At 68.9% G+C, this 12326-nt stretch carries 12 protein-coding genes; 5 read left to right on the top strand and 7 right to left on the bottom strand.

Annotated elements, in window-relative coordinates:
• Positions 1-112: 112 nt before the first annotated feature.
• The gene (locus PQ455_RS12235) at positions 113-385 is read right to left on the bottom strand and encodes a hypothetical protein (RefSeq protein ID WP_273686364.1); all 273 of its coding nucleotides are present in this window, start codon (positions 383-385) and stop codon (positions 113-115) included.
• A gap of 155 nt (positions 386-540) precedes the next feature.
• Between PQ455_RS12235 and PQ455_RS12230 the strand changes: the two genes are divergently transcribed.
• Both PQ455_RS12230 and PQ455_RS12225 read left to right on the top strand, forming a co-directional pair.
• Positions 541-1722, top strand: a complete 1182-nt coding sequence (locus PQ455_RS12230; RefSeq protein WP_273686363.1) for a sensor histidine kinase — start codon at positions 541-543, stop codon at positions 1720-1722.
• A gap of 128 nt (positions 1723-1850) precedes the next feature.
• Positions 1851-2600: a LytR/AlgR family response regulator transcription factor gene (locus PQ455_RS12225; RefSeq protein ID WP_273686362.1), complete on the top strand. Its 750-nt coding sequence runs from the start codon at positions 1851-1853 to the stop codon at positions 2598-2600.
• A 23-nt stretch (positions 2601-2623) separates the two neighbouring features.
• Here PQ455_RS12225 and PQ455_RS12220 read toward each other — a convergent pair whose 3' ends face one another.
• Entirely contained in the window at positions 2624-2878 is a 255-nt protein-coding gene (locus PQ455_RS12220) for a hypothetical protein (protein ID WP_273686361.1), read from the bottom strand.
• A 107-nt stretch (positions 2879-2985) separates the two neighbouring features.
• On the opposite strand from PQ455_RS12220, the gene PQ455_RS12215 reads away from it, so the two are divergent.
• Positions 2986-3615: an NUDIX hydrolase gene (locus tag PQ455_RS12215; RefSeq protein ID WP_273686360.1), complete on the top strand. Its 630-nt coding sequence runs from the start codon at positions 2986-2988 to the stop codon at positions 3613-3615.
• Positions 3616-3627: 12 nt separating this feature from the next.
• Here PQ455_RS12215 and PQ455_RS12210 read toward each other — a convergent pair whose 3' ends face one another.
• Positions 3628-4479 carry a class I mannose-6-phosphate isomerase gene (locus tag PQ455_RS12210; protein WP_273686359.1) on the bottom strand — a complete coding sequence of 284 codons (852 nt, stop codon included), beginning with the start codon at positions 4477-4479 and terminating at the stop codon, positions 3628-3630.
• Between the two features lie 72 nt (positions 4480-4551).
• Between PQ455_RS12210 and PQ455_RS12205 the strand changes: the two genes are divergently transcribed.
• A complete protein-coding gene (locus PQ455_RS12205) occupies positions 4552-5289 on the top strand; it encodes an extensin-like domain-containing protein (RefSeq protein WP_273686358.1) in 738 nt (245 codons plus the stop codon).
• A 116-nt stretch (positions 5290-5405) separates the two neighbouring features.
• Positions 5406-6020 (top strand): outer membrane protein, encoded by a 615-nt coding sequence (locus PQ455_RS12200; protein ID WP_273686357.1) that lies wholly within the window; start codon positions 5406-5408, stop codon positions 6018-6020.
• 68 nt (positions 6021-6088) lie between these two features.
• Here the strand turns inward: PQ455_RS12200 and PQ455_RS12195 are convergent, their stop codons facing one another.
• The 4 genes from PQ455_RS12195 to PQ455_RS12180 are packed head-to-tail and all read right to left on the bottom strand — an operon-like array spanning position 6089 to position 12173.
• Positions 6089-6364, bottom strand: a complete 276-nt coding sequence (locus PQ455_RS12195) for a hypothetical protein (RefSeq protein ID WP_273686356.1) — start codon at positions 6362-6364, stop codon at positions 6089-6091.
• An 11-nt stretch (positions 6365-6375) separates the two neighbouring features.
• On the bottom strand, positions 6376-7809 hold the full coding sequence (locus PQ455_RS12190; protein ID WP_273686355.1) for an efflux transporter outer membrane subunit: 1434 nt from the start codon (positions 7807-7809) through the stop codon (positions 6376-6378).
• Positions 7796-8995 (bottom strand): efflux RND transporter periplasmic adaptor subunit, encoded by a 1200-nt coding sequence (locus tag PQ455_RS12185; RefSeq protein WP_273686354.1) that lies wholly within the window; start codon positions 8993-8995, stop codon positions 7796-7798. Before PQ455_RS12185 ends, PQ455_RS12190 begins: the two co-directional genes overlap by 14 nt.
• Entirely contained in the window at positions 8988-12173 is a 3186-nt protein-coding gene (locus PQ455_RS12180) for an efflux RND transporter permease subunit (RefSeq protein WP_273686353.1), read from the bottom strand. Before PQ455_RS12180 ends, PQ455_RS12185 begins: the two co-directional genes overlap by 8 nt.
• Positions 12174-12326: the final 153 nt, after the last annotated feature.

Raw genomic sequence — 12326 nt, 5'->3', positions numbered from 1 at the left:
TGCGCACGCCGCCGAATCGCGCTTGTGGATGGCCGCAATCCGGCCACATTCGCACATGCGGAAAGGGCCGCCCCTACGGGACGGCCCCTCCTTCTGCCGCTCTCGCGGAACTTTATTCGCCGGCCTTCATCCGTGCGGCCTCGGCATCCTCGTCATAGCCCGAGGAGGGCGCCGGCTCCTTGCCCTTGCCGGGCTGGGTGTTCGACGGCGCGTCCGAGGTCGGGAAGCTCTCGTCCAGCGCCACGTCCAGCTTGGCATCCTCGTCCGAGGAATTTCGCTTCAACTTGGCGTTGTCGGCGGCGTCGTGCGCGGTGCGAATATGGGGGGTCGCACCTTCGTGCGCCTCGGCCTCCTTCGCCCGATCGATCTGGTTCGTGTCGCTCATCTGGCGATCCTCCGGTTATGTCGATTAAAAACGCTTACCATCGGGCAGCGTTCCGGAAATATGACGGTATCGATCTGCTACCGGTTTCGACGAAGGCCGGGCGGCGTTCGACGAGGGCGCGGGCCTTTTCCGCCGTTCAGGTCTAAGAGGGGAAGATGGCATCCCCTCTTTCCGCGCGCGTCTCCCCGCGCGTCGCCCTGATCTCGATCGTCGGCTTCTGGCTGTTCTATTACGCCATCGCCACCGCCCGCGCGCTGGCGATGACCTTCGAGAACCGGTGGGAGATGGCGGGCTGGCGGCTGCTGGTGGGGGTGATCGGCATCGCCGTCACCTACGGGCTTTACCTGATCCTGCGCTGCGCCCGGAGCTGGTCGCTGACGAAGGCGATCCTCCTGGCGCTGGTGATCTGCGCGCCCGCCGCCCTGATCTATTCCAGCGCCAATTGGTACGTCTTCTACAAGCTGCGCACGACCCCGCACGAAACCGTCGTGATCCGCCACCCGACCGAGGCCAAGACGGTGCGGATCGAGGACAAGACCATGACCATCTCGGTCGGCACCGACGGCGATCTGGTCGACGAGAAGGTCGTCGATCCACTCGGCATGATCGCCGACACGACGATGAACGGCTATTTCTTCCTCGTCGCCTGGTGCGCCTTCTATTTCGCGCTCGCTTATGCCGCCGCCGTGCGCGAGGTGGAGCGCGCCGCCGCCGGCTATCAGGCGGCCGCCCGCGCCGCCGAACTGCGCGCGCTGCGCTATCAGGTGAACCCGCACTTCCTGTTCAACACGCTCAATTCGCTCTCCAGCCTCGTCCTCCAGAACCGGAGCGAAAAGGCCGAGGCGATGATCCAGAATCTCGCCGCCTTCTTCCGTACCAGCCTGACGGTGGATGCTACCACCGACGTGACCTTGGCCGAGGAGATCGCGCTCCAGCGGCAATATCTCGAGATCGAGGCGGTGCGCTTCCGCGACCGGCTGATCGTGGCGATCGATATCCCGCCCTCGCTGGAGGACGCCTGCGTGCCCGGCCTGATCCTCCAGCCGCTCGTCGAAAATGCGATCAAATATGGCGTGTCGCGCACCACCCGGCCCGTCACCATCTCGGTGAGCGCGACCGAGGATGCGCGCGGCCTCGTCCTGTCGGTGCGCGACGATGCCGATCCGGGGATCGGCGCGGAGCTGCTGGGGATGCCCGGCACCGGCGTCGGCCTCGCCAATGTGCGCGAGAGGCTTGCGGCGCGGCATGGAGACGCTGCATCCTGCCACCATGGGCCGCTCAGTTCGGGGGGATATTCGGTGGTGCTGACCATGCCGCTGGTGCGCAATGGCTGCTGATCGCGTGCGTCGCGCCGTCACCGCAAAAGATCCGTTCGTCCTGAGCGAAGTCGAAGGACGTGGAGAGCCACCCGCTTGGGGCACGTCCTTCGACTACGCTCAGGACGAACGGGTCAGGGGATCCGCACATGGCCAATGATCCGCCCCGCGTCCTGCGCACGCTGATCGTGGACGACGAGCCGCTGGCGGCCGAGCGGCTCCAGATCCTGTGCGCGGCGAACCCCGCGATCGACCTGATCGGTACGGCCGGGGACGGCGACGCGGCGCTCCGCATGGTCGAGGCGCTCCAACCCGATCTGCTGCTGCTCGACATCGCCATGCCGGGGCTGGACGGCATGGGCGTCGCCCGCGCGCTGGCCGACAAGCCGAAGCGCCCCGCGATCATCTTCTGCACCGCCTTCGATCGCTTCGCGGTGGAGGCGTTCGACGTGGCGGCGGTGGATTATGTGCTGAAGCCGGTCGCCCCCGATCGCCTGACACGCGCGGTCGAGCGCGTGCAGGGCGCGCTCGACGCGGGCGAGACCGCCGGCCCCACCGCCGATACCGATTTCGCCACCGAATTCTGGGTGCCCCACCGCTCCGAAATGATCCGCATCGCCGCGATCGACATCGACCGGATCGACGCCGAACGCGACTACATGCGCCTCCACGTCGGCCCGCGCAGCTATCTGCTCCACCACACGATCGGTGAACTGGAGCGCCGGCTCGATCCGGAACGCTTCATCCGCCTCCACCGATCGACGATCGTGCGCCGCGACCGGATCGCCAAGCTGGTGCATGACGGGATGGGCGCGTGGCACGCCGTGCTGGCCGATGGCGCGGAGGTGCGGATCGGGCGGACCTATCTGGCGCCGGCGCGGGCGATCGCGGGGCGGTAGGCCGCGATCGCCGCTGGTCGCGGCTACTTTTTCCGCTTCGACTTGCTCGCATACAGGAAGGCCGCCACCAGCGCGGCCGAACCGATGCCGATGCCCACGCCGGCGGCCGCCCAGCGCGCGGCATTGGCCTGGGTCTGGGGCGTGCTGTCGTCGGGGGTGCGGACCGTGTCCGTGGTGGCCGCACCGTGCGGCGGCGGCGCGTCGTCATGCCGGATCGGCGCGGGCTGGGCCGGCCAGGGGGCGACGGCGGCATCGGGCAACGGGCGGGCGTGGGACATCGGCATCTCCTGATTATTCCCTGACAACGTGGCGCCACGCTTCCGGTGCCATCGCGTCACGGGGTGCGCCCGGTAGCGCGAACCGCGGTCGCGTGGTAGGTGACAGGATGTCCGATGCGCCCAATCCGCCCATCCCTGCGGCGACCCTCATCCTGATGCGGCCGCAGGCCGGGCGCCCGCCGGCCATCCTGATGGTCGAGCGCGGGGCGACTTTGGCGTTCGCGGCGGGGGCGATCGTGTTTCCGGGCGGGCGGGTCGATCCCGAGGATCATGTGGCGGCGGGCGGCGACGAGGATCGCGCCCACCGCATCGCCGCCGTGCGCGAGACGGCCGAGGAGGTCGGCGTGACGGTGGATCCCGAGGCGCTCACCTATTTCGCGCGCTGGCGGCCGCACGCCCCGCTGCGCCGGGTGTTCGACACGCGCTTCTATCTGGCCGAGGCGCCCGACGACGCCGAACCGGTGGTGGACGGCAGCGAGTGCGCGACCGCCTTCTGGGCGACCGCCGCCGAGACGCTGGCGATGGCCGAGGCAGGCGAGATCAAGCTGATCTTCCCCACCCGCCGCAATCTGGAGCGGCTGGCGCGCTTCGCCGATATCGAGGCGGCGCGGGCCGATTGCTTCGCCCATCCGCCGCAGGTCATCACGCCGCAGATCGTGGATGGGGTACTGCGCATCCCCGAGGGGTTGGGCTATCCGGTGACGGAAGAGCCGCTGGAGGCGGCAATGCGGCAATAGCGCGGCGGGGCCTCAGGCGCCGCGCCACAGCCCTTCGATCACATCGCCCCCGGCATAGGCCACCAGCAGATCGCTGCCCTCGCCCAGCGTCACGTCGGTCGCGGCGCCGTCCTCGATCACCCACACGCCGCCGGCCTCGACGGTTTCGCCGCCGATCGTCCCGGCGCCCGCCAGCGGGATCAGCCACAGCTTGGCGCCACCGGCGTCCAGCGTGCCGCCACCGGCCACGCTCCAGCGCTCCAGCACGAAGGCGGGGCCTTCGGCGAGCCGCATCCGGCCGGGCGCTACCTCCTGCGGGATATAGGGCGCGACGAACGGCACCGGCTTCGACACGGCCACGCCATCGTCGAGATGCAGTTCGCGATCGCTGCCATAATCGTAGAGCCGGTAGGTGAGGTCCACATTCTGCTGCACCTCGACGAGCGTCAGCCCCGCGCCGATCGCGTGGACGGTGCCGGCGGGCGAGTAGAAGCTGTCGCCCGCCTTCACCGCGTGCCAGTCCATCTTCTGCTCGATCGTCCCGTCCAGCGCGCTCTCGCGCAATTCGGCGGGCTCCAGCACGTTCAGCGTGCCGATCGCGATCGAGGCGTGGGGATCGGCGGCGAGGATCACCCACGCCTCGTCCTTGCCGCGCGGATAGCCGCGCTCGCGCGCCTCGGCGTCATTGGGGTGGACCTGGATCGAGAGCTTGGCCGAGGTGAAGAGATATTTGACGAGCAGTTCGGGCTGCGACCCGTCGGGCTCCTGAAACCACACCTCTCCCACCGGATCGCCGCCTGAGGCGACGTCGGCGAAGCCCGGCCACAGGTCGCGGCGGCCCCATGGTTTCTCGACGCGCTTGGTGGTGAGGCGGGTGACGGTCATGCGGCTCTCCTCGGGCGGGCGCGGCATCGGCGATCATGCAACGCTCCGCTGTCTCGAACGTAGGGGGATGCAATGCGTTTCCTCCCTATCGTGCGGCGGCTGACCGCGATCCTGCTGGTCCTGGGCGTCGGCGCGCTCCTCGCGCTGCTGCTGTTCGTCGCCACGCGGCGCGGGCCGGAGGATCTGCCGTGGACGCCGCTCGATCTCGGCGAGCCGATCGGCCTGGCCACGCGCGGCAAGCTGGTCGCGCTGGCGGGTGATGCGCCGGCCTGCACCGCTTTGCTCGATCGCGCGGGCGTGCGCTACAGCCGCCCGCCCGACCGGACGAGCGGGGCGCATTGCGGCTATGACGATGCGGTGGCTTTGCGGCCGGGTGGGGCGAACGGGCTGGCGCTGGCGCCCGCCGATCTCGGCACCTCCTGCGCGGTCGCGGCGGCACTGGTGCTATGGGAGTGGCAGGTGGTGCAACCCGCCGCGCTCCGCCATTTCGGCGTGCCGGCCGCGCGGATCGAGCATTTCGGCAGCTACAGCTGTCGCCGCATCTACGGCCGGGCCGAGGGCGCCAATTGGAGCGAACATGCCCGCGCCCGCGCGATCGACGTGGCGGGCGTGCGGCTGGCGGACGGGCGGCGCATCGGTGTCGCGGCGGACTGGACGGGGAAGGGGGCCGAGGCGGCCTTCCTGCGCGACATCCGCGACGGCGCCTGCACCCTGTTCGCCACGACGCTCAGCCCGGATTACAATCGCGCGCACCACGATCACCTGCACCTCGACATGGCGGCGCGGGGCGGGTTCGGGGTGTGCCGCTAGACCGAATGCCGCCCGACTGACGGATAAAAGTTTCTATTCAGAACTGATATTCTCGGAACCGGAGGCCCCCTCCAGTCTTTTGCCCGCCGACAGGGTTTTGTCGAAAGGGTATCAGTATGCGTATGCGTAACCTCACGGCCGTGGCGGCCGTGCTCCTGCTGGCGGGCGCCGCTCAGGCGCAGGACGTGCCGAGCAGCACCCCGGCCACCGACGCGAGCGCCTCCACCTTCAAGGGCTTCCGCGTCGAGGCGCAGGCCGGGCTCGATCGCTTCCAGTCGCAGGGCGATCACAAGGACAAGTTTGGCTATGGCGTCGAGGCCGGCTGGGACGGGCAGATCGGCAAAGTGATCGTCGGCCCTTATGCCAGCTACTGGCGCGGGCGCGGCGAGAATATCACCACGGCCACCGGTGGATCGGGCCTCGTCGCGCACAAGAGCTTCAACGAGATCGGCGTGGGCGTCCGCGCCGGCTATCAGGTGACCCCGGCGCTGATCGTGTTCGGCCAGGGCGGCTATGTTAACAGCGAACAGCGCCGCAGCTGGAGCGGGCAGGGCGCCGCCGGCACCGGCCGCTTCTACGACAAGTTCAAGACCGACGGCTATCAGGTCGGCGGCGGCGTCGAATATTCGATCCGCCCGAACGTCTATGTGAAGGCGGCCTATCGCTATTCGAACTATGAGGACCACACCGCCCGTCAGGCGGTGATCGGCGGCGTCGGCGTCCGCTTCTGAACGGATCGACCATCATCGGGTCGTCGCGCGGGAGGCTCGCCCTCGGGAAAGGGGCGGGCCTTCTCCCGTTATGGGCGACGTGACGTCTGGCGCTTCGGCAAAGTCCCCACCGCGCCGCCGCCGCTCCCCGTGCCGGGAAAGGGCTGGATGCATTGATGCTGCTTGTTGCGGCGGCCGACCTCGCACGCGCGCTGGCGATCGGTCCAGTCGTCGGCGGTGGGGCCGGGCGGCGGGGCGCGGGTTTCGGCGGGGTTGCGGCGCGGGCCGGGGGTGCGGTCGCGATCGAAATCGGTGCAGCCCGCCAGCAGGCCCATGCCCAGCATCGCCACCGTCATCCCGCGCATCTGCCTCTCCTTTAACCCTCCCGATAATCCCCGCCGAGCGCGCGCACCAGCGCCACCGCCGCGCGCATCCGCTGGGTCTGCACCGCCAGCGCCGCGCGTTCGGAATCGAGCGCGGCGGTCTGCGCGGTCACCACGTCGAGATAGTCCGACGCGCCGTCGCGATAGCGGGTGAGGGCGAGTTGTTCGGTGCGGCTGGCGGCGGCGGCCGCCTCACGCTGGTCGACCGATTGCTGCGCCAGCAGCCGCGCGGCGGCGATGCTGTCCTCCACCTCGGCGAAGGCGGCCAGCACGGTGCGGCGATAGTCGGCCGCCGCCTCGTCATATTGGGCGCGGCTGATGCGGACGTTGGCGGCGCGGCGGCCGCCATCGAACAGCGCCAGCAAGGCCTGCGCCGGCCCCAGCGCCCAGAAGCTCGCCGGCGTCGAGATCAAGGCGCCCGCCGTCGAGTTCCAGCCGCCACCGGCCCCCAGCGTCACCTGCGGAAACCACGCCGCGCGCGCCACGCCGATGCGCGCGTTGGCGGCGGCGATGCGGCGTTCCGCCTCGGCCACGTCGGGGCGGCGCTGGATCAGCGCGGAGGGGGCCTCGGCCGGCACCAGCGGCGGGGTCAGTGGCAGGATGGCGGGGGCGATGCGGAAGTCGGAGGCAACCGCGCCGACCAGCGCGGCGATCTCATTCTCGGTCGCGACGCGATCGGCCTCGACCGACGAAATCTGCGCCCGCGCCGCCGACAGCAAAGTCGCCGCGCGATTGACGTCGAGCCCGTTGGCGATGCCGCCATCGTGGCGGGTCACCGTCAGGTCGTGCGCGCGGGTAAAGGCCGAGACCGATCGTTCCAGCAATTGCCGGGTCGCGTCCAGCCCGCGCAGGCGGAAATAAGCGTCGGCCAGTTGCGCCTGAAGGCTCAGCCGCACATTGGCGAGATCGGCCTTGCTGGCGGCGGCATCGGCGCGCGCGGCGGCGACCGAATTACGGACCCGGCCCCAGAGATCGACCTCGTAATCGGCCGTGCCCGCGATCACCCGATCGGTATATTTCGCCGCGCCATTCTGGGCGAGCGGGCGGCGGGCGGAGAGGCGTTCACGCTCGATCGAGGCGCCTACGCCGATCTGCGGAAACAGGTCGGCCGCCTCGCCGCGCACCTGCGCGCGCGCCGCATCGTAGCGGGCTAGCGCGGCCGCGAGGGTGGGGCTGGCCGCCTCGATCCGCGCTTCCAGATCGTCCAGCACCGGATCGCGGAACCGGCTCCACCAGGCGCCGCGCACCGCTCCGTCCTGCGGGCTCGCCTCGATCCAGCCGGTCGCTACCGTCGCGCCGTCACCCTTGTAGGCGGCGGGCGCGGCGGTCACCGGCGCCGCGTAATGCGGCGCCATCGAGCAGCCGGCGAGCGCCAGCAGCCCGCCCGCGCCCAACAGCCGGCGCACCGCCGCCTCAGCCCTTCGCATCGGCCCCGGCCTTCGCTGCGGCGGCCCTGGGAGCCGAGACCTTGACGACGTCGCCGGTCTGGATCGCGTCGGGCGGCGTATCGATGATGCGGTCGTTCGCCGACACGCCCGACGACACCTCGATCTGGTTGCCGAGATCGCGGGCGATGGTGATCGGCTTCATCCGCACCCGCCCCTGCGCGTCCACCACCGCGACATTGGTGCCGGAGGAGGTGAAGACCAACGTGCTGGCCGGCAGGCGCATCATGCCCTGCGGCGAATTGAGCGGGAACTTCACCTGCGCGAAGGCGCCCGGCTTCAGCTCGCCGGCCGGGTTGGGCGCCTGCAATTCCACCAGCACCGCGCCGGAGGCATTATCGACCGCGCCGGCCGATCGGGTCATCACCGCATCGAACGTGCGCCCCGGATATTCGGGGAAGGTCATGGCGACATGCATCCCCACCTTCACCTGCGACGAATAATTCTGCGGCACGCGCACATAGATGCGCACGCGATGCACGTCGGAGACGGTGAACAGGGGCTGGGCGGCGGCATTGCCCGCCACCACCAGCGCGCCGATCTGCGCCGACCGGCTGGTGACCGTGCCGGCGAAGGGCGCGGTGAGTTGGGTGAAGCCCTTCAGCGCCTGCAACCGCTTCACATTGGCGAGGCTGGCGTTGGCGACGGCGACCCGCGCCTTGTAGTCGCCCGCCTTCTCGTCCGATTCCTGGCGCGAGACGGCGTCGGACTTGAGCAAGGTCGCCCAGCGTTCGGCGGTGGTGCGCGCCAGATCCTGCTGCGCCACCGTCGTCTGATAATCCGCCTTCGCCTGCGCCAGTTGCTGGTCGAGATCGGGCGCGTCGAGGATGGCGAGCGCCTGCCCGCCCTTCACCTCGTCGCCGATGTCGGCCAGCCAGCGGCGGATGTAGCCGTTGGTTCGGGCATAGATGGCGGCGCTGTTGAACGCCTGCACCGCGCCCGGCAGCACCAGGGGCGCGTCGGCGGCGGTCGCGTCGGGGCGCACGACGGTCACGGTGGTCGTCGCCAGATCGCGCGCCTGCGCGTCGAGGTTGCTGTCGGCGTGGCTGCGCGTGGCGATGCCAACGCCGACCACGGCGAGCGCCACGACGGCCGCGCCGATGCCGAACCGCTTCAGTTTGCGCACCTGCGCCGCGTCGGGCGGGGAGATTGTGAAATCCTCAGACATGGGCGAGTTCCAGATCCCGGGCCGTCGCCTCGGCGCGGCCTTTGCGATGGAAGAAGGCGAAGATGGTGGGCACGAAGAAGAGCGTGGCGAAGGTCGCGAAGATCAGCCCGCCGACCACCGCCATGCCGAGCGGCGCGTTCTGCTCGCCGCCCTCGCCCAACCGCAGCGCCATCGGCAGCATGCCGATAATCATGGCGAGCGCGGTCATCAGCACCGGGCGGAAGCGGACCATGCCGGCCTCCATCGCCGCCTTGGTCGCGTCGCCCAGTTCCGCCAGCCGCTCGCGCGCGAAGCTGACGACCAGGATGGAATTGGCCGTCGCCACGCCCATGCACATGATCGCCCCGGTCAGCGCCGGCACCGACAGCGTCGTGTGCGTCGCGAACAGCATCCAGATGATGCCGGCGATGGCGCCGGGCAAAGCGGTGATGATGATGAACGGATCGAGCCAGCTCTGGAAGTTCACCACGATCAGCAGGTAGATCAGCACGATCGCGCCGATCAGGCCCAGGCCGAGCCCGGTGAAGGCGGTGTTCATCGTGGCGTACTGGCCCAGCACCGTGACGGTCACGCCCTTGGGCTTCTCCTGCTCCAGCGATGCGATCGCCTTCTGGATGTCGCCCACCACCGCGCCCAGATCGCGATCGGCCGGGGTGGCGTAGATGTTGATGACGGGGTTCAGATTGTAGCGGCTGACGACCGGGCTGGTGTTGCCGCGATAGATGCGGCTGAGCCCGCCCAGCACCTGCGTCGCCCCGCCGCCCGAGGTCGTCACCGGCACGCTGGCGAGGTCGCCGATCGAACCGAGGCGATATTCGGGCGTCTGCGCCACGACCGGATAGGACACGCCGTTTTCGGGATTGAGGAAGAAGACGGGTGCCGTCTGCGACGTGCCGGCGAGCGAGCTGGCGAGGCTTGTCGTCACGTCGCGTTCGGTCAGGCCATATTGGCCGATCCGCTCGCGATCGACGTCCACGTTCAGCTGCGGCGAGCGATCGGTCTGCTGGATGCGCGCGTCGGCGACGCCGGCGATGCCGCGCATCCGGCGGAGCAGCTTGGCGGCGTAAGCGCTGTTCTCCGCCCCCTTGCGGCCGGAAATCTGGATGTCGATCGGCGCGGGCGATCCGAAATTCAGGATCTGGCTGGTGATGTCGGCCGGCAGGAAGGCGAAGGTCGATCCGGGGAAGCTGCGCGGCAATTCGCGGCGCAAGGCCGTCACATAATCGCCGGTCGGCTTGTGGCCATGCTTCAGGCTGATGAGGATGTCGCCGTCCTGCGGGCCGATCGTGCCCGAATTATTGTAGATCATGTTGATGCCGCTCACCGGCAGGCCGATATTGTCGGCCATCACCTCCAGCTCGTCGGCCGGGATGATCTGGCGGATGCGGCGCTCGATCCGGTCGAATTCGGCGGCGCTGTCCTCGATGCGATAACCGATCGGCGCGCGGACGTGGATGGTGATCTGCCCGGCATCGACCGTCGGGAAGAAGTTGCGGCCGAGGAAGGGCACCAGCAGCAGCGACAGCAGCACGAACACGAGGAAGCCCAGCATGAACGGCTTGCGGTGGTTGAGCGCCAGCGAGAGATAGCTGCCGTAGCCGGCGCGAATCCTAGTGAAGCGCTCCTCGAAGCCGCGCTGGAAGCGAACCAGCGGATTGCGCGACGGCGGCGCCTCGTGCACGTCCTCACCCGCCTTGTGGGGCTTGAGCAGATACATCGCCATCGTCGGCACCAGGGTGCGCGACAGGATGAACGAGGCGATCATCGCGAACACCACCGACAGCGCCATCGGCACGAACAGGAAGCCCGCGACCCCCGGCAGGAAGAACATCGGCACGAACACGATGCAGATGCACAGCAGCGACACGAAGGCCGGCACCACGATCTGCGCCGCGCCGTCGAGGATCGCCTCGATCACGCTTTTGCCTTGTTCCAGATGCCAGTTGATATTCTCGATCGTGACGGTCGCGTCGTCGACGAGGATGCCCACCGCCAGCGCGAGCCCGCCCAGGGTCATCACGTTCAGCGTCTGGCCGAACGCCGCCAGCAAAGCGATGGCCGCCAGGATCGCGAGCGGGATCGAGACGGCGATGATGACGGTCGAGCGCCACGAACCCAGGAACAGCAGGATCATCAGGCTGGTGAGCGTCGCGGCGATTGCGCCTTCGTGGATCACGCCTTCCACCGCCGCCTTCACGAACACCGATTGGTCGCCGAGTTGCTTCAGCTGGGGCGTATCGGGCAGGCCGGCCACCGCCTTGGGGATCGCCGCCTTCACCCCGTCCACCACCGCGAGGGTGGAGGTCGTGCCACTCTTCAGCACCGACAGCAGCACCGATCGCCCGCCATCGACATGCACCACATTCTGCTGCGGCCCGCTGCCATCGCGCACGAAGGCGACGTCGCGCATGTAGATCGTCGCGCCGTTGACGACCTTGATCGGCAGGTCGTTGAGCTTGGCGATCGAATCCGGCGCGTTGTTCAGCTTTACGGCATATTGGTAGGTGCCGATCTTGGCGAAGCCCGCCGGGTTGATCTGGTTCTGCGCCGCCAGCGCGTTGCCGATATCCTGTGCCGAGAGGCCGCGCGCCTGCAACGCCTCCGAATTGATGTCGATCTGCACCTGGCGGGCCTTGCCGCCGAAGGGGAAGGGGATGCCGGCGCCGGGCACGGTGATGAGCGGCGGACGCACCTGGTTGAGCGCCAGATCGTAGATCTGCTGCTCGCTCATGCCCGATCCGGACAGCGCCAGCTGGAGGATCGGCACGGTCGAGGCATTGTAGTTCAGGATCAGCGGCGGGGTGATGCCGGGCGGCATCTGGCGCAGCACCGTCTGCGAGATGGAGGTCACCTGCGCCGTCGCGGTACGCACGTCGGCGGTGGGCTGTAGGTAGATCTTCACGATCCCCATGCCCTGCACGGACTGGCTTTCGATATGCTCGATATCGTTGACCGTGGTGGTCAGGGTGCGCTCGAACTGGTTGAGGATGCGGCCGGACATCTCTTCAGGCGGCAGGTTCGCGTAGCTCCACGCCACGCCGATCACCGGCACGCGGATCGCCGGGAAGATGTCCACCGGCGTGCGCAGCGCCGCCCCGATACCGACGATGAGGATCAGAACCGCCATGACGATGAACGTCAGCGGGCGTCGCAGCGCGATCTTGACGATGCCGATCATCGGCCTGCCGGTCTCCCTATGAGCGCCGCTGCCCCGATGGTAGCCGATGGCCCGCAAGGCGCGGGCGAGCGCAAGGATGGCGAGTCCGAAAGGGTTTCATTCCCGCACCTATTGCGCACTGCACCATCGGCTGCCGTGCGTCAATTGTATAAC

Origin of the sequence: Sphingomonas naphthae, from assembly GCF_028607085.1 — a bacterium.
Classification (GTDB): domain Bacteria; phylum Pseudomonadota; class Alphaproteobacteria; order Sphingomonadales; family Sphingomonadaceae; genus Sphingomonas_Q; species Sphingomonas_Q naphthae.
This window is presented reverse-complemented; position numbering and strand designations above follow the sequence as displayed.